22 protein-coding genes and 1 pseudogene are annotated in these 22,943 nt (G+C 64.7%); 8 read left to right on the top strand and 15 right to left on the bottom strand.

The window, feature by feature from the left end:
• Window positions 1–51: 51 nt before the first annotated feature.
• Together V7E26_RS15890 and V7E26_RS15885 are read right to left on the bottom strand one after the other, a co-directional pair.
• Window positions 52–1,140, bottom strand: coding sequence for an AbrB family transcriptional regulator (locus V7E26_RS15890; RefSeq protein ID WP_324417628.1), 1,089 nt, complete (start codon window positions 1,138–1,140; stop codon window positions 52–54).
• Between the two features lie 103 nt (window positions 1,141–1,243).
• A complete protein-coding gene (locus tag V7E26_RS15885; protein ID WP_324417626.1) occupies window positions 1,244–1,510 on the bottom strand; it encodes a PsiF family protein in 267 nt (88 codons plus the stop codon).
• Between the two features lie 178 nt (window positions 1,511–1,688).
• Between V7E26_RS15885 and V7E26_RS15880 the strand changes: the two genes are divergently transcribed.
• On the top strand, window positions 1,689–2,180 hold the full coding sequence (locus V7E26_RS15880) for a hypothetical protein (RefSeq protein WP_324417624.1): 492 nt from the start codon (window positions 1,689–1,691) through the stop codon (window positions 2,178–2,180).
• Between the two features lie 41 nt (window positions 2,181–2,221).
• Here the strand turns inward: V7E26_RS15880 and V7E26_RS15875 are convergent, their stop codons facing one another.
• Window positions 2,222–2,812 (bottom strand): TetR/AcrR family transcriptional regulator, encoded by a 591-nt coding sequence (locus V7E26_RS15875; RefSeq protein WP_324417622.1) that lies wholly within the window; start codon window positions 2,810–2,812, stop codon window positions 2,222–2,224.
• A 142-nt stretch (window positions 2,813–2,954) separates the two neighbouring features.
• On the opposite strand from V7E26_RS15875, the gene V7E26_RS15870 reads away from it, so the two are divergent.
• The 3 genes from V7E26_RS15870 (at window position 2,955) to V7E26_RS15860 (ending at window position 5,013) form a co-directional block, all read left to right on the top strand.
• Window positions 2,955–3,431: a PaaI family thioesterase gene (locus V7E26_RS15870; RefSeq protein ID WP_324417638.1), complete on the top strand. Its 477-nt coding sequence runs from the start codon at window positions 2,955–2,957 to the stop codon at window positions 3,429–3,431.
• A 91-nt stretch (window positions 3,432–3,522) separates the two neighbouring features.
• Window positions 3,523–4,308 carry a sulfite exporter TauE/SafE family protein gene (locus V7E26_RS15865; protein ID WP_324417636.1) on the top strand — a complete coding sequence of 262 codons (786 nt, stop codon included), beginning with the start codon at window positions 3,523–3,525 and terminating at the stop codon, window positions 4,306–4,308.
• 69 nt (window positions 4,309–4,377) lie between these two features.
• Window positions 4,378–5,013, top strand: a complete 636-nt coding sequence (locus V7E26_RS15860) for a DsbA family protein (protein ID WP_324417620.1) — start codon at window positions 4,378–4,380, stop codon at window positions 5,011–5,013.
• Between the two features lie 25 nt (window positions 5,014–5,038).
• On the opposite strand, the gene V7E26_RS15855 is transcribed toward V7E26_RS15860, so the two are convergent.
• Entirely contained in the window at window positions 5,039–6,589 is a 1,551-nt protein-coding gene (locus V7E26_RS15855; RefSeq protein ID WP_324417634.1) for a winged helix-turn-helix domain-containing protein, read from the bottom strand.
• A 102-nt stretch (window positions 6,590–6,691) separates the two neighbouring features.
• Here V7E26_RS15855 and V7E26_RS30040 point away from each other — a divergent pair, with 102 nt between their 5' ends.
• Window positions 6,692–6,883 carry a DUF1127 domain-containing protein gene (locus tag V7E26_RS30040; RefSeq protein ID WP_349255530.1) on the top strand — a complete coding sequence of 64 codons (192 nt, stop codon included), beginning with the start codon at window positions 6,692–6,694 and terminating at the stop codon, window positions 6,881–6,883.
• Window positions 6,884–6,898: 15 nt separating this feature from the next.
• Here V7E26_RS30040 and V7E26_RS15850 read toward each other — a convergent pair whose 3' ends face one another.
• The 5 genes from V7E26_RS15850 to V7E26_RS15830 all read right to left on the bottom strand — a co-directional run bounded on the left by V7E26_RS15850 (window position 6,899) and on the right by V7E26_RS15830 (window position 11,917).
• Complete coding sequence (locus V7E26_RS15850; protein ID WP_324417618.1) at window positions 6,899–7,105, bottom strand: hypothetical protein; 207 nt, start codon at window positions 7,103–7,105, stop codon at window positions 6,899–6,901.
• A 53-nt stretch (window positions 7,106–7,158) separates the two neighbouring features.
• Window positions 7,159–8,229 (bottom strand): dienelactone hydrolase family protein, encoded by a 1,071-nt coding sequence (locus V7E26_RS15845; protein ID WP_324417616.1) that lies wholly within the window; start codon window positions 8,227–8,229, stop codon window positions 7,159–7,161.
• Between the two features lie 110 nt (window positions 8,230–8,339).
• Window positions 8,340–9,311 carry a S1C family serine protease gene (locus V7E26_RS15840; protein ID WP_324417614.1) on the bottom strand — a complete coding sequence of 324 codons (972 nt, stop codon included), beginning with the start codon at window positions 9,309–9,311 and terminating at the stop codon, window positions 8,340–8,342.
• Between the two features lie 267 nt (window positions 9,312–9,578).
• Window positions 9,579–11,096, bottom strand: coding sequence for an AMP-binding protein (locus V7E26_RS15835; RefSeq protein ID WP_324417612.1), 1,518 nt, complete (start codon window positions 11,094–11,096; stop codon window positions 9,579–9,581).
• Window positions 11,097–11,359: 263 nt separating this feature from the next.
• Window positions 11,360–11,917 carry an HNH endonuclease gene (locus V7E26_RS15830; RefSeq protein WP_324417610.1) on the bottom strand — a complete coding sequence of 186 codons (558 nt, stop codon included), beginning with the start codon at window positions 11,915–11,917 and terminating at the stop codon, window positions 11,360–11,362.
• A gap of 192 nt (window positions 11,918–12,109) precedes the next feature.
• On the opposite strand from V7E26_RS15830, the gene V7E26_RS15825 reads away from it, so the two are divergent.
• Window positions 12,110–13,870: a chloride channel protein gene (locus tag V7E26_RS15825; RefSeq protein WP_324417608.1), complete on the top strand. Its 1,761-nt coding sequence runs from the start codon at window positions 12,110–12,112 to the stop codon at window positions 13,868–13,870.
• A gap of 4 nt (window positions 13,871–13,874) precedes the next feature.
• On the opposite strand, the gene V7E26_RS15820 is transcribed toward V7E26_RS15825, so the two are convergent.
• The 3 genes from V7E26_RS15820 to V7E26_RS15810 all read right to left on the bottom strand — a co-directional run bounded on the left by V7E26_RS15820 (window position 13,875) and on the right by V7E26_RS15810 (window position 16,972).
• Window positions 13,875–14,843, bottom strand: coding sequence for a peptidyl-alpha-hydroxyglycine alpha-amidating lyase family protein (locus V7E26_RS15820; protein WP_324417606.1), 969 nt, complete (start codon window positions 14,841–14,843; stop codon window positions 13,875–13,877).
• A 93-nt stretch (window positions 14,844–14,936) separates the two neighbouring features.
• The gene (locus V7E26_RS15815) at window positions 14,937–15,572 is read right to left on the bottom strand and encodes a response regulator transcription factor (RefSeq protein WP_324417632.1); all 636 of its coding nucleotides are present in this window, start codon (window positions 15,570–15,572) and stop codon (window positions 14,937–14,939) included.
• 32 nt (window positions 15,573–15,604) lie between these two features.
• A complete protein-coding gene (locus tag V7E26_RS15810) occupies window positions 15,605–16,972 on the bottom strand; it encodes a histidine kinase (protein ID WP_442893409.1) in 1,368 nt (455 codons plus the stop codon).
• 192 nt (window positions 16,973–17,164) lie between these two features.
• On the opposite strand from V7E26_RS15810, the gene V7E26_RS15805 reads away from it, so the two are divergent.
• Both V7E26_RS15805 and V7E26_RS15800 read left to right on the top strand, forming a co-directional pair.
• A complete protein-coding gene (locus V7E26_RS15805) occupies window positions 17,165–17,671 on the top strand; it encodes a DUF3280 domain-containing protein (RefSeq protein ID WP_324417602.1) in 507 nt (168 codons plus the stop codon).
• Window positions 17,672–17,706: 35 nt separating this feature from the next.
• Complete coding sequence (locus V7E26_RS15800; RefSeq protein ID WP_324417600.1) at window positions 17,707–18,228, top strand: DUF2380 domain-containing protein; 522 nt, start codon at window positions 17,707–17,709, stop codon at window positions 18,226–18,228.
• A 3-nt stretch (window positions 18,229–18,231) separates the two neighbouring features.
• Here the strand turns inward: V7E26_RS15800 and V7E26_RS15795 are convergent, their stop codons facing one another.
• The 3 genes and pseudogenes from V7E26_RS15795 to V7E26_RS15785 form a co-directional block, all read right to left on the bottom strand.
• Entirely contained in the window at window positions 18,232–19,992 is a 1,761-nt protein-coding gene (locus V7E26_RS15795; RefSeq protein ID WP_324417598.1) for a flavin-containing monooxygenase, read from the bottom strand.
• 97 nt (window positions 19,993–20,089) lie between these two features.
• Window positions 20,090–21,181, bottom strand: a complete 1,092-nt coding sequence (locus tag V7E26_RS15790) for a DUF2855 family protein (protein WP_324417596.1) — start codon at window positions 21,179–21,181, stop codon at window positions 20,090–20,092.
• A 214-nt stretch (window positions 21,182–21,395) separates the two neighbouring features.
• A pseudogene (locus V7E26_RS15785) lies at window positions 21,396–22,931 on the bottom strand (acyl-CoA synthetase); the annotation flags it as partial.
• Between the last annotated feature and the right edge of the window lie 12 nt (window positions 22,932–22,943).

Genomic DNA, 22,943 nt, shown 5'->3' with positions numbered 1-22,943 from the left:
TGATTTATAACGACCGGGTGTCTTCAAAACCCGCCAATCCGCGAAGACGGGCTAATCGTCCACGTCCTCCTGCGGACGGCCGAACAGATGCACGATCCCCGGGATCGTGATCGAGACGAACACGAAACGCGAAAGATGATGCGCGCCGACGAAGATCGGATCGATGTGCAGCGTGAGCGCCAGCGCCAGCATGGCGTCCATCGCGCCCGGCGCGAAGGCGACCGCGACGTCGGCGAAGCGCACATTGGTCGCCAGCATGACCGCCGTGACGAAAATGGCGGAGATGGCGATCGACACGGCGAACGAGCCGAGCCCGGCATTGATATGGCTGAGCAGCGTCGACTTGCTGATCCGCGCAAAGCGCGTGCCGATCACGGCGCCGATGCCGACCAGCGCGATGTTGCGCATCCAGGGCGGCAGGCCGCCCTCGATCAGGCCGGTGCCGTGCAGCAGGGCGGAGGCGATCATCGCGCCGAACATCCAGCTCGCCGGAAATTGCGCGAGCCGCAGCATCAGCGCGACGGCGATGGCCGCGGCCACCAGCACGGCGAGTCCGAGCGGCGAGGCGACGACGACGCTGGTCAGGTTCATGGGAGCGCTCGACGCGACGCCGGTCAGCGCCAGCACCAGCGGCAGCGCCGCGGTCAGGATGATCACGCGCATGGTCTGCACCACCGCGATCGCAGCGACGTCGGCGCCCTTCTCGGCGGCGAGTATCGTGATCTGCGACAGCGCGCCGGGACAGCCGGCGAGCAGCGCCGAGGTCGGGTCCCAGTTGTGCACGCGCTGCAGATAGATGCTCGAGCCGAAGGTCGAGCAGAAGGTCGCCAGCGCCAAAAGCCCGATGGTGAGCGGGTAGGCGCTCATGTGCTGGATCAGTTGCCGGGACACCAGCGAGCCCAGCGTGATGCCGAGCAGCACCAGCACCGATTGGGTCAGGATCGCCGGCATGGTGACGGGACGACCGGAGAGCGCCGCGACGCCCACGGCGGCCATCGCGCCGGAAATCAGCCCGCCCGGCAGATTGAGCCACAGAAACAGCAGACCGCCGGCGGCGCCGATGGCGAGCGTCTCCAGTGTGCCGAGCACCTTGGCGCGGTCGGCAATGGCGGACGATATCGGGGCGGGGATCAGGGTCACGCCGCCTTATGGCAAATCCATCCGCGCCGGACAAATGCGTCTCGCGATTGCAGCAATGCGCGTGACACTTCGGTGGGCGGCCCGATTCCAGCGGGGAAGGCGATTACCTCGCCTTGTCGGCCGCGGCCTTCTTGCACTCGGAGCGGAATTTCCGGCGCTCCTTGCCGTGCAGTCCCTTGGCGTCGGCTTCCTTCGAACATTCGAGCGAGGCTGTGGTCCTCGGCTTCTCGGCCTTCTTCTCGGCCGGCGCCTTGGCTTCGGTTTTGGTGGTCTCCGTCTTGGCGGGAGCCGTGGTTTGCGCCGACGCGGCGCCGATCAGCAGAACGGAGGCGACCGCGGTTGCGATGGCAAGGGAAAACAACTTCGTCATGAGACACCTCGGCTCGAACACAAGGGTGCAAGCCTCGCGCCTCCAGGCTGAACCACGGGTGAACGAAGCGGAATCGCTCGTCACGAAATTTTGCTCCGGCACGCCGTCTTCGCGTTGTCGCAAGCTGTAGTTGCGCTAGGATGGTTCCCGCAGATGACTATCCCCAAGGAGACCAGGGATGACTATTCAAGCAAAAATACTTGGTGTGATTGCGGTGTCGGGTTTGGCTGCGTTTGCGATGGCGACGCAGGCCAACGCCCTGACCGCGCAGGAATGCAGCGCAAAGTACCAGGCGGCGAAGGCCGCCGGCACGCTCGGCGATCAGAAGTGGAACGACTTCCGCAAGGCGCAGTGCGGCGCCGACGCAACGGCTGCTCCGGCGGCGGCTGCAGCACCGGCCGCAGCTCCCGCTGCGGCACCGAAGGAAGCCGCCAAGAAAGAATCCAAGAAAGAAGCGGCCGCGCCCGCCATGCCGGCAGGCCCCGCGGTCTATCCGAACGCCGTCGATTCCAAATACTCCAAGGAGACGGCGGGCAAGGCGCGCATGCACACCTGCCTCGATCAATACAACGCCAACAAGGCCGGCAACGGCAATGGCGGCATGAAGTGGATCCAGAAGGGCGGCGGCTATTACAGCGAATGCTCGAAGAAGCTGAAGGGCTCTGCCTGAGCGTAATCAATGACAGGCGCGGCCGGAAGCTCCGGTCGCGCCTAGATCTCGCGGAGCAGCGTCTCGGCCGACTTCGCCACCAGCTGGGCTCGCTTGCGCTGGCCGCGTTCGAGAAACAGCAGGCTCTGGCCGAACACGAAGCAGTAGAACAGGAAGGCCTGCGCGTCGGCCTCCTCGGCCGCCAGGCCGGTGGCGCGATAGAGCTGCCCGACATTCTTCAGCCGCGCCGCATCGACGCCGGCGACCGCATTGGCGGCCAACTCGTCGGCGCGGGCCCATTGCCGGATCGCCAGTTCGACCGCCATGCCTTCGGTATTCATGCGCTCGGAATAGAGCGCGATCAGCGCTCTCAGCCGCTCGCGGGCGGTGGCGCCGTCGAGGCTGGTGTGTCGTTCGATCGCGGCGATGCGGCCCGCGCTCCACTGCTGCAGCATGGCCTCCAGCAGCGCGGCGCGGTCGCGGAAGCGGCGGTAGAAGCCGCCCTTGGTGACGCCGAGATTCTTGGCCAGCACCTCGACCCGCACGCCCTCGACGCCGGTCCGGGCGATTTCCTCAAGCCCGGCTTCGATCCAGCTCTCGCTGCGCACTTCCGTCTTGGTGTCCGCCTTGGGGTTCGCCTTGGGGTCGCTCATGGTTCGCCGATTCTCCGATACGCTGGCGTATTGCTAACCTGGCCGAGCTGTGATACGCTACCGTATCAAGATCGAAAACAAGCGGGAGCGAACGATGGAGACGGACGCGACCTATCCTCGAACCGGCGATAGCGTGACCAGGATGGCGCGCTTCCAGCCGAAGAGCCCGGACTACCGCGCAATCTCGATCGAGACGTTCGAGCAGCAGCGCGCGATGAAGACGCTCGGCATCTCCATTGTCAGGCTGGAACCGGGCGAGGTCGATCTTGCGATGGACTATTCGGCCGAGTTCACCCAGCAGCACGGATTCATCCACGCCGGAATCATCACCGCAGGGCTCGACAATGCCTGCGGCATCGCCGCCGTCACGCTGATGTCGGCGGGATCGGGCATCCTCACCGTGGAGTTCAAGACCAACCTGCTGGCGCCGGCGCGCGGCCGGCGGTTCGCCTTCCGCGCCAATGTCGTCAAGCCGGGCCGTACGCTCACCATCTGCGAGGCGCGCGCCTATGCGGAGCATGACGGCGTCGAGACCCTGATCGCGACCATGAGCGGCACGCTGATGGCCTTGGCGCCCCGGGAGGCTGCCGTCAAGGACAGGACGCCCGCGCCGGTCTGAGCCTGTTGCAGCGCATATTCATGCTATCGGCATAGCAGAACATAAGAATTCCTTCTATGGTCGCGCCGGTGCAACAGAGTCGTTCAACTTGATCATCACGGCCGCGCAGGGCGCGCTGGGGCTGGCGTCGGGGGCGCTGGTCGGGTTTTCGCTCGGCCTCGTCGGCGGCGGCGGCTCGATCCTGGCGGTGCCGCTGATGGTCTATCTCGTCGGCGTGTCGGAGCCCCACGTCGCCATCGGCACCAGCGCGATCGCGGTGGCGGCAAACGCCGGGATCAACCTGTCCAACCATGCGCGCGGCGGTACCGTGATCTGGTCCGTCGCGCTGATCTTCGCCGCGTCCGGCATGCTCGGGGCCTTCGGCGGCTCGATCCTCGGCAAGATGATGGACGGTGAGAGGCTGCTGGCGCTGTTCGCGCTGATCATGATCGTGATCGCGCTATTGATGCTGAAGACGCGCTCACGGATCGGCCTGCCCGACGTCAAGGTCTCGATGTCGAACATGCCGGCGATCATCGGCCTTGGGCTTGCGACCGGAACGATATCCGGATTCTTCGGCATCGGCGGCGGCTTCCTGATCGTGCCGGCCCTGATGCTGGCGACCGGCATGCCGATCCTGAACGCGGTGTCCTCCTCGCTGGTCGCGGTCACCGCCTTCGGCATGACGACGGCCGCGAGCTATGCCTGGTCCGGGCTGGTCTCGTGGGCGCTGGCGGGGCTGTTCGTGGCGGGCGGCATCGCCGGCGGATTGGCCGGCACGCGTTCCGGGCGTCATCTGGCCGGGCGCCGCGGCGCCCTCAATATCGTGTTCGCCATGGTCATTATTGCGGTAGCGATCTATATGCTGGCGCGTAACATATCCCTGTTTCATCCGTAACAACGGGAAATGGCAGCCCCTCGCGAGACAAAGATGATGCGATCGAACCGACCGGCCGGGACCCGTTCAATGCACACACGGCGCGAAGCGCTTGGCCTGTTTGGCGCGGGCGCGGCCCTGCTCGGTACCGCGTCGCGGCCGGCATTTGCGCAGCGCAGCGACGACGTGCTCAACGAGGCGCTGGTGCTGCGCGACCCCGACGTGCCCGCAACAGGCAATCTCGACGGCGATGTCAATATCGTCGAATGGTTCGACTACAACTGCCCGTATTGCCGCAAGATCGCGCCCGAGATCCAGCAGGTGGTGCAGGATGACGGCAAGGTCCGCCTGGTGCTGAAGGACTGGGCGATCCTCGGCGACATCTCGAAATTTGCGGCGCGAATGGCGCTGGCGGCGAAATACCAGGGCAAGTACATGGCCGCGCACGAGGCGATGATCGGCGTCAGCTCGAAGCTGACCGAGCCGCGCATCCGCGAATTGCTTGATGGCGCCGGCATCGACATGGATCGCCTGAACCGCGACGCCGCGACGAATGCCAAGGCGATCGACGCCATTCTCGCCCGCAATCACGCGCAGGCGATCGCGTTCGGCTTCAAGGGAACGCCGTCGTTCATCGTCGGCAAGTTCCGCGTGCCGGGTATCCTCACCATGGCGCAATTCGAGGCGGTGATTGCCGACGCACGCAAGGCGAAGAAGGCCAATTAGCTCGACATTTGTTGAAGACGGCGCATCACTCAGGAAGTCCTGCTTTGCGGAGGCCTTCGGCGAGTAGCGCGGTAGGCCACTGACGCGTGCGGTCGGCCCAGATGGACATGCGAAAATCGGGCTCATGTTCGAGCAGCCGGACGGCTGCTTGCTTCGCCTCGGAATGCCGACCCAGATGCGCGAGCGCTGCCACAAGGCAGCGATGGGTCAGCATGAAATTTGGCTTCTTGTGAAGCGCAGTCTCGGCTGCAGCCACCGCGTCATCGAAGCGGCGGAGATTGATGAATGCGACCGCCATGAATGCCTGCAGGTTGTAAAGCATCGGATCGAGCGGGCTCAGGCGCATGGATCGTCCAAGACTTTGTAGTGCGTCCTCGGGGCGTCCGGCAATGAGGCAAGTGGTGCCGCGATAGCCCCACGCCATGGATGAATTGGGATTAAGCGCGACAGCGCGATCGACCATCTCTATCGCAGCCGCAAAGTCGCCGCTGATGTAAGCCTTTGCAAACCCAACGGCCGACAGGGTCTCCGGGTCATTTTCGTCGATGCTGAGCACCAATTGGGAAAGCCGCATTACCTCGCCGATCTCCGCCTGTGGATCAGCAGACCAACCGTGGATGAGCTTCAGGATATGACAGGTGGCCGCCAGTGAGGCCGCGACGCTGTATCGCGGGTCAATCTCCAGAGCGCGCGCGAGCAGCCGGGTGGCCTCCGCGGCCCCCTCCGCGGTCATCGAATAATAATGCGGCGTTGCCCGCAAATAGAGGTCGTACGCGCTGAGATCATTCGGCTGGCGCACCGCATGTTCGATTTCGACTTCCAGCAATTTGGGCCGAATGGCCGCGATGACATTCATCGTCACTTCATCCTGGAGCGCGAAGATATCGCCGAACTCTCCCTCGAACCGATCCGCCCATACGTGCGCGCCGGTGTCTGCGTCGATCAACTGCCCGGCGATGCGAACCCTTCCGGCGTCCTTGCGGACACTGCCCTCCAGAACATAACGAACGCCGAGTTCGCGCCCGACTCGCTTGATGTCGACGGCCGGGCCCCTGTAGGCAAAACTCGAATTGCGGGCGATGACGAACAAGAACTTGAACCGGGAGAGGGCCGTAATGATGTCGTCGACCATGCCGTCAGCAAAATAGTCCTGATCGGGGTCGCCGCTCATGTTCTGGAACGGCAGCACCGCAATCGAGGGCCGGTCGGGGAGGGTGAGGGATGGTTGGTGCGACTCTGCCGGCCTGCCGGCGGCCGATGTGGATTCCCGCGTGTCCAGCTCCAGCACCGGTCCGATGAACCGGAAGCCCTTGCGCGGCAATGTCTTGATAAGCCGCTGCTCCTGGCCGGAATCGCCGATCACGGCTCGAACGACATTCAACCGGGTCGTGAGCGCCGCATCTGAAACGACACGTCCATCCCAAACCGCATTGATGAGGTCGTCCTTGCTGACGACGCGCTGCCTGTTGCGGATCAGATAATCGAGCAGGTCGAAAACTTGTGGCGCAACGCTAACGGATTCCGCCCCGCGATGCAGCTCGCGCCGGTCTGTGTCGAATGAATAATCCTCGAACACATAACGCAAAGTGCTATTCCCCAGCGGCTTTGGGGGCTCCCTGGTGCGAGGCAAAGAATAAGCCGTCGGTGAGGAAAATGTAAGCCGGAGGTCAAGCGCTCTTTGGGGGGGATTCTGGAGTGGCGCAAGTTCGAGAAATTGCGGACCGGCCTGAATGACCTGACTGACCGGGAGCTAATGGATATCGGCATTTCGCGCGGCGAGATCGACTACGAACCGCGCGATCGATCCGCGCGGCGTCCGTTCATAATGGTAGGTCAAAGAAAGAGGCGTCCTCGTCCGGACGCCTCTTGAGACATAGTTCACAAATTACCGCGACGAAATCCTCACCCAGTCCTCCTGGGCGCGCGTCTTCAGCCTGTCCCAATCGGCCTTCGCCACATCCCAGTTGACAATGGTGCGGTTGGCCTGTGCGACCTGGCCGTTCGCCACGGTCGACGTCTGCATGGAATCGTAGACATAGATGCCGCACACCAGCAGCAGTGCACCCAGGATCATTCCGACAAACGTCTGCATGGCAGTTCCTCCGTTGCGCCTGACAACGCCGGCGCCGGAGGAAGGTTCCGCATTCACGCGCCGCGCAGCCATTGCAGCATCTCCGCGTTCATCTCGCGCGGATAGGTATGGCTGAGGTCATCGAGTTCGCGGTAGGTGACATCGGCACCGGCCGCCGTGAGCGCCTGCGCGGTCTGCCGCGCCACCTGCACCGGGAACATCCAGTCGAGCTGGCCATGCACGATATGCACGGGCAGGCCGCGCAACCGATCGGCGTCGGCCATCTCTGCCATCAGCGGATGGAACGTCGCCGCGACAGGGGCGAGGTGGGTGAACGGCGAGGCGCGATCGAGCCCGGTCACGTAGCAGAACGTTCCGCCGTCGCTCATCCCGGTCAGCAGCATCCGCTCCGGATCGACATTCCAGCGCGCCCGCACCGATTCCAGGATGCGCATCAAATTCGGCGTGTCGGTGTCGTCGCCCATCAGCGCCCAGGTCGAACCTGTTGCGGTCGGTGCAACCAGGATCGCGCCGCGGCTGCGGGCATCGCGCAGCCAACTCCACAGGAAGCCGCGGCCGTTGCCGCTGCCGCCGTGCAGCGCCATTACCAGCGGAAGAGGGCGCTCCCGCGTGTAATATTCCGGCACATAGAGCGAGAAGCCGCCGCGGCTGCCCGGCTCGTTATCGGTGTGGAAGATGCCGGTGTTCTCGTTGGCAGGCGCCGCCAGCCTTGCCGCAAGATCTTCATCGCCGCGCAGCGCGGGATCGACGAAGAATTCGCCCACCGGCGGCAATCTCGCCGCCAGCGCATAGAGCGCCTCCTGCGCACGCGGCGCGTAGCGCAGCGCACGAAACAGACTGACGAAATCGCCATTGCCGTTCTGGACGAGGCGCAGGCCCGCGAACGCAGCCAGCGCCGCGTCGCTCGCCGTCTCCAGCGGCGTCCTGATGTCGGCGAATTGCGCGGGCCATTCCGCCAGCCTTGGCCGGACCGCGCGCAGCGCGTCGTCCGGCTGGCCGGCCGCCTCCATCACCCGGTCGAAATCCGGCGGATTGAGGTAGCGCGCGACGAAGCCGAGCGCTTCCAGCGAGTGCAGCAGCGGCGGCAGCACGGCCACGATGTCGTCCACCACAGCCTCGCTCATCGGGTACTCTCTGTGTTCAGCGGGGCCTGTTGGCTCAATGCAGACCTAATTCAATGAAGCCTTGTTCAATGAAGCCTTGATCAATGAAGCCTTGATCAATGAAGTCTTGTTCAATGAAGTCTTGGCGCCTTCAGCAGCTTGGCGCGGTCGGTCGAGGCCAGCACGACGTCGAAGGTAAGGCCCTCGTGATAGACCGTGAGCGGCACGTCGACGCCGGCATTTCCGAGCGACCAGAGCTTGCGATAGAAGCTGGTCTGGCTCGTGACCTTGTCGCCGTTGACGGCGAGGATGACGTCGCCGGTCTTCAATTCGGCGCGTCCGGCCGGTCCTTTGCTGGCGATGCCGACCACCACCACGCGGTTGTCGATTTCGGTGGTGAACATGCCGAGCCATGGCCGGGCCGGCTTGTTGACGCGACCGAATTTCCTGATGTCGTCGAACACGGGCTTCAGCAGGTCGACCGGCACGATCATGTTGACGTGCTCGGCCTTGCCGTCGCGCTCGCGTTCAAGCTGCAGCGAGCCGATGCCGATCAATTCGCCGCGGCCCGAGATCAGCCCGGTGCCGCCCCAATTGGGATGCGCGGGATGGGTGAAGATCGCCTCGTCCAGCAGGTATTCCCAATAGCCGGCGAATTCCTGCTTGGCCGCGATATGGCTGGCGACCGAGCGCGTGCGTCCGCCGGCGCCGCCGACCACCACGCGATCGCCGACTTGCGCGGCAGCGGAAGAACCGAGCGGCAGCGGATCGAGATCGAGGTTGCCGAGCGCCTGCACCAGGCCGAAGCCGGATTCGGCATCGAAGCCGAGCGCATGTCCCTCTACCACGCGGCCGTCGCCACGATGCAGCCAGACCGATTCGGCCTCGGTGATCAGATAGCCGATCGTCAGCACCAGGCCGCGCTCGATCACCACGCCGTTGCCTGCGCGTTCAGTGCCGAGCGTTTCCGCGGTGAAGGCGTCGGGTGCAACGATCGAATGCAGGCCAACCACGGAGGAGAGGATCTTGTCGAGGTCAAAGGCATAATCGCCCGGGCGCGGCTGGTTGGCGGGCGGCACTCTCCATTCGGTCAAAGAGGGCATGGAATGGTCTCCTGGCGAGGCGGCGCGCGAAAAGCAATTGCCACCAATCTAGGCTGCAAGCTGCCGTCTTGAAAGTGTCGCGCAAACCGCGCCGCCGCGCGACTCTTATTCACCGCCCTGTTCACAAGTGTGGCCTCAGCACGGCATCTTCGCCGTTCCGGGGCGGCTTCCATGCAAGTTCCCGATGATGAATGCACGACGCGCAACCGCAATGCCGGCGAGGCGCAAGGCCACGACGAGGCCGGGATCGACATGTTGCGCGACTATTCAATCCGCTCCCGCCCGCTCCCGGGCCGGCATGATCCGGAAATCGCGGCTCTCCTGCAGCCAGCCGGCGCGCTCATCGCGCAGCAAGGTGCGGCGAACCTTGCCGGAATCGTCGCGCAGGCCGACATTGACGGCCTCGAAGCTCTCGGGATGCTTGTAACGGCTGAGCCGGTCGGAAAGGAACGCGGCCATGCCGTCGGCGACGACCTGCGCATCGGCATTGCCGTCGAGTTCGAGGATGGCATGCACGCGCTGGCCGAATTCCGGATCGGGCAGGCCGACGACGACGCAGGACCGCACGTCGGGATGCTCTGATACCGCTGCCTCGACCTCCGCCGGATAGATGTTGGCGCCGCCGCGCAGGATCATGTCGGCGAGCCGGTCGCCGAGATAGAGATAGCCCTCGGTGTCGAGCCGGCCGATATCGCCGAGCGATTCCCAGCCGTCAGCGCGGCGTTTCGGCGCAGCGCCGAGATAGTGATAGGTGCTGCCGGGACCGTCATTGGGCAGGAAATAGATTTCGCCGGTCTCGCCCGGGGCGACGTCGTTGCCGTCCTCGCCGATGATCCTGAGACGGCAGGTGTCGCCGATCTTGCCGACCGAGCCCTTGTGCGCCAGCCATTCGGTGCCGGAGATGATGGTGGCGCCCTGCCGCTCGGTACCGCCATAGAGTTCGTAGATGCGCTCAGGTCCCAGCCACTCGATCCATTTCTCCTTCAGCCAGGGCGGCATGGGAGCGGCCATGTGAAACACGATCTGCAGGCTGGAAACGTCGTAGCGGTTGCGCACCTCGTCGGGCAGCGCCGAGATCCGGTGCATCATGGTCGGCACGAAATTCACCCATTGCACGCGGTTCGTCTCGATCAGCCGCAGCGTCTCCTCGGCATCGAACTTGACGAGGCCGGTGACGCGGCCGCCGTTGAACAGCGCGGTATGCGATACGATGAACGGCGCGTTGTGATAGAGCGGCCCCGGATTGAGCAGCGAGCCGTCCTGCGGAATGCCGAGCGCGGAAGGGGCGGTGGTCTCGATCACCGCCGGCATGTGATCGAGGATCACCTTGGGCCGGCCGGTCGAGCCGCCGCTGGTCATGGCCTTCCAGTAGCGCGCGACCGGATTGTTCACCGGCTCGTCCGAGAAGCCTTCCGGCACGAAATCGGCCCGCAGCGAATTCGGCGCGTTCCAGTCCGCCTGGCCGCCGACCACCAGCGACGGCTTGAGAATGTCGAGCACGGCGGCGGCTTCGCCGCGCGGCAGCCGCCAGGTCAGCGAGGTCGGCGTCGCCCCGCATTTCCACACCGCGAAGGTGGTTTCGAAGAACACATTGCTGTTCGGAAGCCCGATGGCGACGAAATCGCCGGGCTTCACGCCCTTGGCGGCAAAGGCGCGGGCGCGGGCGTTGGCGTTGCGTTCGAGTTGCTCCCAGGTGATGGCGTCAGTCCCGTGACTGACCGCGATGGTGTCCTTTGGCTTCCGTTCGGCATACCAGCGTGGCACGTCGGCGATGGGAATCAGCATGGGGCGTTTTCCGGGGGGTGTTGATGCCGCTCTTGTGGTTGTGGCGAGGCGGGCGCCTCGAAGCCATCGTGGCAGAATTGGACGGGGGAGTGAAGGGAGGTGCCGATCTGTTATGACACGTGTTTGCTCGCACGCCGAGGGAAGCGCAGGCGCGTCATGCCGCCAGCACCGAAAATCGTCCGCGGGGTTCTCCGATAACCCGATCGCGCCGCAAGGCGCTGGATGCAGGCGCAGAAAATGCAGATCGAACGAGCCGGCTGGCCCTACGGATCGAGCTCGGTGTCCCAGTACAAATAATCCAGCCAGCTATCGTGCAGATAGTTCGGCGGGAACAGCCGGCCGTTGCGGTGGAGCTGATGCACGGTCGGCGCGTAGGGCGTCTGCCTCGGAAACATCTTCGCCTGCTGCGGCGTCAGATTGCCCTTGCGCAGATTGCACGGCGAGCAGGCGGCGACGACATTTTCCCAAGTGGTCTGGCCGCCCTTGCTGCGCGGGATGATGTGATCGAAGGTGAGGTCGTCATGCGCGTGGCAGTACTGGCAGACGAAGCGGTCGCGCAGGAAGACGTTGAAGCGGGTGAAGGCGGGATGCGTGGTCGGCTTGACGAAGGATTTGAGCGACACCACGCTCGGAAGCTGCATTTCGAAACTCGGGCTATGCACCGCCCGATCGTAATGCTCGACGATATTGACGCGATCGAGGAACACCGCCTTGATCGCGTCCTGCCACGACCAGAGAGACAGCGGATAGTAGCTCAGCGGCCGGAAATCCGCATTCAGCACCAATACCGGCCAACCGCCCTGCGAGACATGTGCGTTCAAGTAACGCTCCTGACCCCCATGTTAGCTGCGAAGCAGCATGCGCCCTGCATACTACAGGCAGCGTGACGGGATTGTGAAGAGCATTCCGGGGCTTATCCGCTGCCGCCATGATCTCGCCCAAATGGATCACAGGCGCTAAGAAAGCTAAACGAGGCCCTTGGGGCGGCCTTCGCTCGCCGACGGATCCGGAACATGATCGTCAAGACCCGCTATCTGGAGGCGCCACGGCGGCTGCGAGCGTTCGTTCGCGCGCATGAAACCAGCCTGGTCGTGCTCGCCGCGCTGGTGGGAACCATCGGTGGATGCGTGGTGCTGGCGATGAGCATCGCCGTGGCCGGGCTTCACGCACTATTGTTCGACATTTCGATCCGCGATCGGCTCTCGAGCCAGACCGCCATCGATCCGCTGCGCGCTCTGCTGGTACCGAGCCTAGGCGGCCTGCTGCTCGGTCTCGCCTTCCTGTGGCTACTACGCTGGCGGCCGGCGCGCGAGATTGATCCGATCGAGGCCAATGCGCTGCATGGCGGCCGGATGTCGTTTCGAGGCAGTGTGATCGTGGCCCTGCAGACCATCTGGTCCAGCGGGGTCGGCGCGTCGGTCGGGCTTGAGGCCGGGTATACCCAACTGTCGAGCGGCCTGGCCGCCTCGTTGGGACGCGCGTTTCACCTGCGCCGCGCCGATCAGCGCGTGATGGTTGGCTGTGGCGCCGCAGCCGCGATCGCGGGCGCGTTCGGGGCGCCGCTCGCGGGCGCCTTCTATGCCTTCGAACTGGTGATCGGGGGATATACGGCCGCCAGCCTGACGCCCGTCGGGGTCGCCGCTGTTGCCGGCTATTTCGTCACCCACGGATTTACCGCGCTCTCGCTCGGCATCGGGGTTCATCCGGTTGGGAACGTGCTGGGGCGAGATCTGGCCGTCGCCGCCCTGTTCGGAGCGCTGGCGGGGTTGTGCGGCATCGCGATCATGCGCGGCGTGGCGCTGTGCGAGACCTTGCTGGCGAAGATCCGACTCTGGCCACCGTTGCGCCCCGCGCTGGGCGGTCTTGCCGTCGGCCTGATGGCGCTGCTGACGCCGCAGGTGATGTCATCAGGACATGGCGCGCTGCATTTTACCGGGATCGTCTCGCTGCCCCTGGCTCTGATCGCCGGCATTTTCATCCTGAAGGCCATTGCCTCGATCGTCTCGCTCGGCAGCGGTTTCCGCGGCGGATTGTTCTTCGCCACCCTGCTGATGGGCGCGCTGGGCGGCCAGCTATTTGCAGCGGGGGCAAACGCGCTCGTGCCTAGCCTCGGACTTGAACTGAAAGTCTATGCCGTGATCGGCATGAGCGCGCTGTCGGCGTCCGTGATCGGCGGGCCGCTGACGATGTCGTTCATCGCACTGGAATCGACCGGCAATCTCTGGCTCACCACCGCGGTGCTGGTGGCGGTCATCATCTCGACCCTGATCACCCGCGAACTGTTCGGCTATTCATTCGCGACCTGGCGGTTTCATCTGCGCGGCGAGACCATTCGCAGCGCCGCCGATGTCGGCTGGCTGCGGGATCTCACGGTCGCCCGCCTGATGCGCGCTGACCTGACCACGGTCAATGCCGATATCCGGATCGAGGAATTCAGAGAGAAGTTTCCGCTCGGCTCGAAGACGCAGGTAGTGGCGGTCGATGGAGAGGGCCGTTATGTCGGGCTGGTGCTGATCGCAGAAGCGCATGCGCCTGATATCGCGACGGGCAAGGGGCTGCTCGGCATCCTGCATCACCGCAGCGTGGTGCTGTATCCCGCGATGAACATCCAGGAAGCGATCGGCGTGTTCGATGCCGCCGAGGCGGAGTCGCTGGCGGTCGTCGAAACCGGCGGAGAACATCGCCCGATCGGGATCCTGACCGAAGCCCACGCCATGCGGCGTTATGCCGAAGAGTCCGAGAAGCGCAGGCGCGAAGCGGTCGGCGAAAGCTGACCGGCTAGATCTTCTCCAGTTTCTGCAGGCAGCGTGAGATCCCGACCTCCGCTGGCATCGGCGTATCCGGATAGCTGGTCTTCCAGTCGGTGACGCCGACCTCGCCGATATAGATGTCGCCCTTGGAATCCAGCGCGATGCCGTGCGGAGCAAGGAACTTGCCCGCTTCCAGCCCCGGGCCGTTCTCGCCGCCGAGTCGGGCGATGCGTTTGCCCCTGGCGTCGACGATCGAGAGCCGCGGGCCGAGATTGGGCACCTTGCGGTTGACCGGCATGCCGGGCCCGAGCTCGCCGACGATGAAGGTCGGCTGCTTGCCGCCGCAGCAACACAACGCGCATGGCCGGTGCAGGAAATTCCACTGCGTCTCGTATTTGCCGTTGCCGTCGAACACCTGCACGCGGTGGTTCTCGCGATCGGCGACATAGACCCAGCCGTCGGCATCGGTGGCGATATTGTGCACGATGTTGAACTGGCCGGGATCGGTGCCGGGCTCGCCCCAGGTCTTCAAGAGCTTTCCGTCAGGCGAATATTTGTGGACGCAGGCATTGCCGTAACCGTCGGATACGTAGATCTCGCCCTTAGGCGACAGCGCGGTATGGGTGCAGCGGTGGAACGGCTCGCCGCTCATGAACGGAGCCGGCTTGTTCGGGATGCCGATCGTCAGCAGCACCTTGCCGTCAACGGTGCACTTGCGCACGGTGTGGTCGCCGTCGTCGGTGCAATAGAGATTGTCGTCGGCGTCGATGTGCAGGCCGTGCGCGCGGTTGAACAGGCCTTCGCCCCAGCTCTTGATGAAATTGCCCTCGCGGTCCAGCACCACCATCGGATGGTCGCCGCGGTTGAAGACGTAGATGCGGTCCTTGCTGTCGACGCCAACGGAGGCGACGTCGGTGAGGCGCCAGCCGTCCGGCAGCTTCGCCCAGTTTTCGACGACGCGGTAACGGTGCTCGCCCGAGCCCAGGATTGCCGGCATGCGCTTCTCCCCAATCGTATTTGTTGGCCGGGAGTGTCGCAGAGACCCGCGGGAAGTACGAGGGCAATTTGCGCATGGCACGTTTCCTCCAGGCTAGCCTTCCATGTCCTCCACCGCGATGATCCGCTGCCGCAGCGCCAGGCGCACCAGCTCGATGTCGGAGGCGACGCCGAGCTTGGCGCGGATCTGGTAGCGGGTGTTGGCCGCGGTCTTGACGCTGATATGCAGCGTATCGGCGATCTCATCCACCGATTTCTCCGCCAGCAGCATGCGCAGGATTTCGAATTCCCGCGGACTGAGCGCCTCCACGGCCGAAGGCTCGTCGGCGAGCCGGCTGATGGCGAGCTCGTGGTCGATGTCGGGGCTGAGGGCGATGCGCCCGGCCATGACCTCGGCGATCGCGCGCAGCAGCGCGTCGGGCGGGTTGCTCTTGGTGACGAAGCCGCGTGCGCCGGCCTTGATCGCCTGGATCGCATAGGCGGCGCTCTGGTGCATCGAGAACACGAGGATGCGCGCGGACTTGTCCCATTGCCGGATGCGCCTGATGGCCTCGACGCCGCCAATGCCGGGCATCGCCACGTCCATGATGACGAGGTCGGGCATGGCCTCCTTGTAGACGCGATAGGCCTCGGCGCCGCTGTCTGCCTCGGCGACGACCAAGAGGCCATCCTGCTTCTGCAACAGCGAGCGGTAGCCCTCGCGCACGATGGCGTGGTCATCCACCAGCATCACGCGCGTGCGGCTGCCGGTGTCGGCCGTCTTCAAGACATCGCTCCCACATTGGGGATGCTGACGACAAGGCGGGCGCCGCCCCCAGGCGGCCGCTCGAACCGCAACGTGCCACCGAGGGAGGTCACCCGCTCCTGCATGCCGAGCAGGCCCATGCCGGTCTTCGGTTCCGGATTGCCGCCGCCGGTGCCATCGTCCTCGACCGTCAGGATGATGTCGGCCGCGGCGGCCTCGAGGCGCAATTGCACGCGGCGGGCCTGCGCGTGCTTGGCCGCGTTGGTGATCGCCTCCTGCGCGATGCGATAGAGATTGGCCGAGACGGCGGGCGGCAGGTCGTCGACCTCGCCGACGATGGCGATCTCGAAGCGGGTGCGTCCCTTCTCGTAGCCGTTCCAACTCGCAACCAGGCTTTCGAGGCTGAGCGTGAGACCGAGTTCATCGATGTCGGGCGGACGCAGCCGCACCAGCGCGCCGCGCAGCGTTTCCATCAGGCCGGCGGTGGTGCGCGAAATACCCCGGCACTCTCCAAGCAGAGGCGGACATTCACGCTCCGCCGTATGGGCGGCAGAGGCGGCCTGGGCGGCGATCGCGGTAAGCGATTGGCCGAATTCGTCGTGCAATTCGCGCGCAAGGCGTTGACGTTCCTCGTCCTGCACCTCGATCAGCTTCCGCGTCAACGCGTTGCGCTCGGCGAGCGTCGCCTGCAGCCGTTGCGCGAGCGTATTGAAGACGGTGGAGATCGCCGACAATTCGGCGAGATCAAAGTGGGGCAGGCGCGCCGAAAGATCGTTTGCCGCCAGCCGCTTCAGCCCAGCCTCGATCGCCAGCGTCGGCCGCAGCGCGCGCGCCAGCGCGGCATAGACGGCAAGGCAAAGACCGGCCAGCGCGAACGCCATGATGGCGAGCAGGCGGCTTGCCTCGCGCCAGCTCTGGCCGATCTGCGCCGCCGCATCGAAGGTTGCGACCGCCACACCGCGCGGATTTCCCTCGACCAGGACAGGCATCGCGATCGGCTGGCCCGGACGAAAGATGGCGCGATAGAGCACGGCGAAACTTTCGGGCGCGGAAACCTCGTCGGCGGGCGCGCCGCTGCAGATGCCCTGAAGAAAGGCTCCGGCGTTGTCTCGATAGGCGATGCACAGGCCGGGCTCCATCAGCGCCGCGACCCGCTGCAAATCAGGGCTGGCGCCGATGGACACCGAGAGCCACCGCACCTGCGATTGCTGCAGCGAAAGGTCTCTCGCCGCGATTTCGGCGATATGGCTCGCCTTGGCCCTGGCCACCCTGTCGCTGTCGACCAGGGCGTAGGCGGCGACGGCGACAAAGCACATCGCGGCCACGGCCGCGACGCGCAACGTCAGCCGCAGCTTCAAATCGACGGCGCGCGCCGGGCCCGCCATGTCGTCGGGTGCCTGTCGCAAACGTCCTCCCTGTGCCGCGACTATAGGAGCAAATGTTGCCGGGAAGAAAGTGGGCGGCGAAAGATCGGGCATTTTGCCCGCCCGATCGCGGGACGGTCGCCATATCGGCGTGGCGGCGGATCGGCGACATGGATTGGACTAACGTGGCTTTCTCAGTCCCGAGGGCTCCCTATGCGCTACATCGCGTCCATCCTCGCCTCGGCAATGTCGCTTGCAGCGCCGCTGGCGGCCGCAACGGCGGCGCCGGCTGCAATCAAGATCGCCGTCTTTCCGTTTGAACTCGAGGATTTCAGCGCCGGCGCCGCCTCCATCCCGCCCGACGAGATCGACCGAGAGCAGTTGCGGCTCGCGACGGAAGAGGCGCGGCGGCTGATCGCGCAATCCGGCCGCTACCTGCTCGTCGACGTCGGCGCCGTGAACGAGCCGACGGCAAAGGCCGGCAAACTGCGCGATTGCGATGGCTGCGACGCCAAGATTGCCGCCGGCCTCGGCGCCGACCAGTCGATGATCGCGATTGTCAGTCGCATCACCCGGACGGAATATGCGGTGACGTACAAGATACGCGATGCCCGGTCCGGCGCGCTGGTGGACGTCAAGCAGACCGACCTGCGCATGGGCGCCAACGTGGCCTGGAGCCGCGGCGCGCGCTGGCTGATCGAGCGCCGCCTGCTTGAGTAGTGAACGAATGACGCCGCCGAAAGGAACCAATCGCGATGGGAAATCTGATGAAATTACGCGCGCTGAGTCTCGCGTTGACTGCCGCCGCTGCTGTCTGCGCCTGCTCGGTCCGGGAAAGTCGGGCGCAGACGCCGACGCTCGTGTTAGCCGTCGCCGAAATCTACTATGTCGACACCTCGGGTGAGGTGATCGATCAAAGCGCCGAGCATCGGCGGCGGCTGCGTGAGTTCGAAGCCGCGTTGCGCAGCGAATTGGCGGCGAGCGGAAAGATCGCGAATGCTGCGCTTGAATGTCCGCCAAACGCCTGCTCGGTTGGCGACTTGAATGACAGTCAATTGCTGGCCAAGGCGAAGGAGGCCGGCGCCACCCATCTGTTGATTGGCCGCTTTCACAAGATGAGCACGCTGATACAGCAGGCGAAATTCGACGTCATCGACGTGAAGGCGCGGAAAGTCGTGTTCGACCGCTACATCAGTTTCCGCGGCGACAACGATGCGGCCTGGCAACGAGCGGAGTCCTTCCTTGCCCGGCAAATACTCGATCACGGCGAATGGTAAGCGTCAGCGCGGCAGCAGCCCTTCCTCGATCGCCTTGATCTGCAGCGCCAGATGCTTCGAGCCGATGCGGCATTGCGCGAGGCCGCCGGCGATCAGCCAGAGGCCCGGCTGGCCGGTGCGGGTATACATGTTGCGCAGCTCCTGCTCCTCGCCAAAGCCCCAGATCGTGCCGACGCGTTTTTCGACCGCCGCGCCGAACAGCTTTCGCACCAGCTCCTCCTGGGGCCGATAGCCGGTCGCCAGCACGACAAGATCGGCCTTGATGATCTCGCCGGCCTTCATTTTGGCGCCGTCGGGCGTGAACGTGTCGAGATCGGAAAATTGCTTCAGCGCGATGTCGCCCTTGATGATCATGTCGGAGCAGCCGACGTTGAAATAATAGCCGCCGCCGCGAGTGAGGTATTTGAACTGCCAGCCGGTGTTGTCCTCGCCGAAATCGAGCTTGAAGCCGGCGCGCTCGAGGCCGTCGAGCAATTCCTGGTCGAGCGCCCTGGATTTCTCCGCTGTGATCGCATGACTCTTGCGCGCCAGCTTGAGCGGCATCGACACGGCGATCAGGTCGTTATCCTCCAGCGTGCCCTCATTGTAGGGCGTATAGACCAGTTGCGCCGATGGCTCGATGCTGACCACCAGCGTGGAGGAACGCTGGAACAGCGTGACGTCAGCGCCGCTGGAATGCAGGTCCTGCGCGATGTCGTGGCCGCTGTTGCCGGTGCCGATCACGATGGCGCGCTTGCCTTTCCAGCTCTCGCCGTCGTCATACCCGCCGGAATGCAGCACCTTTCCGGAAAAATCTTTCAGGCCTGATATCTCCGGCACGTTCGGAATGCCGCTGACGCCGGTCGCCAGCACCACGTGGCGCGGATGCATGACGCGCTTGGTGCCGTCGGCGCGGCGCAGCGTCACCGTCCAGCGGCCTTCCTTCTCGTCAAAGCTGCCGCCCTCGAACTCGGTCTCGGTCCAGAAGTTCAGCTCCATGGCCTCGACATAGGTCTCGAACCAGTTGGCGAGCTTGTCCTTCGGGATGTAGGTCGGCCAGTTCGGCGGGAAGTGCAGATAGGGCAGGTGGTTGACCTGCACTTGATTATGCAGCGTCAGCGCATGGTAGCGCTTGCGCCAGTTGTCGCCGATCCGCTTCTCGCGATCGACGATCAGGGTGTCGACGTTGAGCTGCTTCAGCCGCGCCGCGATCGAGAGGCCGGACTGACCGCCGCCGATGACGAGGACAGTCGGATCGCGGTCGGCATATTCAGCCGACGCCTTGCGCAGATCGAGCCAGTTGGGCCCGCGAAAATCGCGCGAATAGGCATTGCCGCGCGGCCGATTGACGCCGAGCTGTTCCTCAAAACCCTTGAGTTCACCGAGCTCAGTCAGCAGCGTCCATGCCTTCAGGCGATTGCCGTCGTCCTCATCCGGGATCAGGCGAATGACGCCGCAGCCGCGCCCAACGTTTGTTTCGAAATCGAAGATCGCCTCGATGGCGTTGGTGCCGGCGCGCATCACCTTGCGCGGAGCGGCGCGGCCGGGGGCGACGGCGAAGCTCGTGGGAGCCATGCTGCGGGCCAGCGGCGGCAGCGCCTTCAGAATGGCGTCCCTGCCGTTCAGCGTCTGGATGTTCCAGCTCAGCGCCAGCACGTCGCGCCAATAGCTGTCGGGATGGAACAACTGCCGCAGCAAGGCCTCGTCGGGCTCTGCCAGCACCTCCTCGAACTGCGCAAGCCAGGTATCGGCGGCAACCGAACTGTCGTCCGTCTTGTCGAGCATGGTGCTTCCCGTCACTGGCCGTCTGCGCGGCGTTTCCCTTGTCCGCGGAGCCTATACCCATTCGGGATGGCGCAGAAAGGGCGTGAGGAGATGCCGCCTATTCCGATAGGGAAAGCATCAGGCCCTGATCCGGCGGCACGCGGCCGTTCAGGGTATCGAGATAGGCCCGCTGAACCGCCGCGGGTCCGCGGTGCTCGCTGACCTTCATCCATTGGTCCAGCTTCGGAACGAAACCGGCCCATGCCGCGCCGAACCGCGCGTCGAAGCCACCGGGCCCCCATTCCCTGGCGCGCTTGCGGATCTGATCGGGCGCGAAGAAGAATTGCGGCTTGGCGCCCGGCAGTGGCTGCGCCGCATCACCGGGCGATGACTTGCGATGCGTCAGCCCGATGATGCCGCTATATCTCATCTGCTCGCCGAAATGCTGATGCAGCGTCGCTCGCAACGGGCTGCTGCCGGCCATGTCGACATAGGCCACCGGCTGATCTGCCGACAGCGCATTCACCTGATCATAGGTCACGACCTCGTCGTAGCAGCCGAGAGATTTGACGAAGGCGACATTGCCGGCCGACGTCAGGCCGATCGTCTTGATGCCCCGCGCGTGCACGAGATGCGCGAGGCCGTAGGCGGTCTTGCTGGAAGCCGAGGACAGCAGCACGCGCTTCGTGCCAAAAAATTCATTCTCACCGAGAAAGTCATCCACTACGAACGATAGCGCGAACAGCGGCCGCAGCAGCGCCTGATAGTCGCCCTGCTTGCCGGCAAATGCAGGATCGCCGCTGACCCGCGTGTAGGCGTTATAGACCGGCGACACGCCCTGCCGGTGCGCGGCAGCGTCACGCAGGCCGCGTTTGCTGACGTCGGCGGCTTCGATGACGAGATGCGTCGACATCGGAAAATAGCCGAACAGGGCTTCACCTGCCGCGATGCCGGGATGCTTCGAGGCGATCACTTCGCCAAGGCCCCACACCGGAACGTTGCCGAAACCTTCGGGCGCTGGAAACAGCTGCCAATACTTCAGACGATCGCCCAATACTGCGTAGGTGATGTTGTTGGCGGTGAAGGCGAAGCGCGTGACCTTCACCAGCAAGGCCTCATCGGGCAAAGTCTCAACGGCTGGTAGTTGCGCTTGAATCACCTTGCATTGCTGCAGGTCGTTTCGCGCAACGATGAAGTCGGTGGCTTGCATGTGTTCGATCCCTGATGCTTACATGCTGCGATCTTTGCGCCGTCCGATGAACCTTTTGCAACAGCCTTGATGTTTGAAACTGTGTTTGGAATCTCGTCAGAATGCCCCGTCATTGCGAGCGAAGCGAAGCAATCCATCGTGCCGCAAGCGGAACCATGGATTGCTTCGTCGCTACGCTCCTCGCAATGACGCGGGATATGCCGAAGGCTACCCGTCACGCCATCGCGCGCAGCCTGCCTTCCGCATACAGATCCCGCAGCTTGCGCTTGAAGATCTTGCCGGTGGCTTCGCGCGGCATCGCGTCCAGGAACTGGATGTCCCGCGGCACCTTGAAGTTCGCCAGTCTGCCGCGCAGGAATTCCTGCACCGCGGCTGGCGACAGCGTTACGTCCACCTCCGGCTCGATGCAGGCGAACAGGCGCTCGCCGAATTCGTCGTCGGGCACGCCGAACACGGCGCAGTCGCGCACGCCGTCCATGCCGATCAGCGCGTTCTCGATCTCGGCCGGATAGATGTTGACGCCGCCCGAAATCACCATGTCGCGCTTGCGGTCGCACAGGAACAGGTAGCCGTCCGCGTCGAGATAGCCGACGTCGCCGACGCTGACGAGGCCGTCGCGGCCGGCCTCGGCGCGCGCCTCGGCCTTGCCGTGATAGTCGAAGTCCGGCACCGACATCTGCCGCATGAAGATTTCGCCGGGCTCATCGACACCGCACAGCGAGCCATCTGGGCGGAATATCTTGACCGTGCCGCCCTCGATGGCGCGGCCGACCGTGCCGGGCTTTGCCAGCGCCTCCGCGGCCGAATGCCAGACCGGAATGCCGGTTTCGGTCGAGCCGAAATATTCATTGATGACCGGACCCCACCACTCGATCATGGCGCGCTTGACCTCCACCGGGCAGGGCGCCGCGCCATGCACGATGAAGCGCAGCGACGACAGATCGTAGCGGTGCTTGATCTCGTCCGGCAGCCGCAGCAGGCGCACGAACATCGTCGGCACCATATGCATGTGGGTGACGCGGTGGCGCGCGATCAGCTGCAGCATATCCTCGGGGTCGAAGCGCGGCTCCAGCACGATGGTGCAGCCGCTGCGGAACGCCAGCATGCCGTAGGAATTCGGCGCCGAGTGATACATCGGCCCGTTCATCAGGATCACCTGGCCCTCGTTCGGCTTGACGCCATAGGCGAGGCCGCCGACCTTCGCGGAGGCCGCCTGTTGTTCGGGCGTCATCGGCCTGCGGCGCACGCCCTTCGGCGCGCCGGTCGTGCCCGACGTATAGAACATCGGAGCGCTGCCGATCGACGGCCCGGCCAGGGGCGCATGCGTGTCGCGCCAGCGGTCCCAGTCGGTCATGTCCTCGGGGACCTCTGTCAACGCAGGCGCGACGTTGAAGGCCGCGGCGACTTCCGGCGGCGTCGCCACCACCAGCAGCCGTATATCGGCGGCCAGGCCGTCCTTGATCTGTGGCAGCAGATCGGCGTGGCAAACCAGAATCTTCGCGCCGCTGTCGGCGAGGATGTAGGCGACCTCCTCGGCCTTCAGGTGCCAGTTGATCGGTACCACCGGGCTGCCCAGCGCCGCCGCGCCGGCCGACACTTCGAAGAACGCAAAATCGTTGCGCAGCATCATGCCGATGGGCGTTCCGCCGCCGACGCCAAGCGCCTTGAAGCCCGCCGCCGCCCGCGCGATGCGGGCCTGGATCTCGGGATAACTGATCTGGCGGTCGCCGCCGATGATCATGGTCAACTCCTCCTCGTCGCG

This window comes from Bradyrhizobium sp., assembly GCF_036735945.1.
In the GTDB taxonomy this organism is placed as follows: domain Bacteria; phylum Pseudomonadota; class Alphaproteobacteria; order Rhizobiales; family Xanthobacteraceae; genus Bradyrhizobium.
The sequence above is the reverse complement of the archived record's forward strand: the minus strand, read 5'-3'. Positions and strand labels throughout refer to the sequence as shown.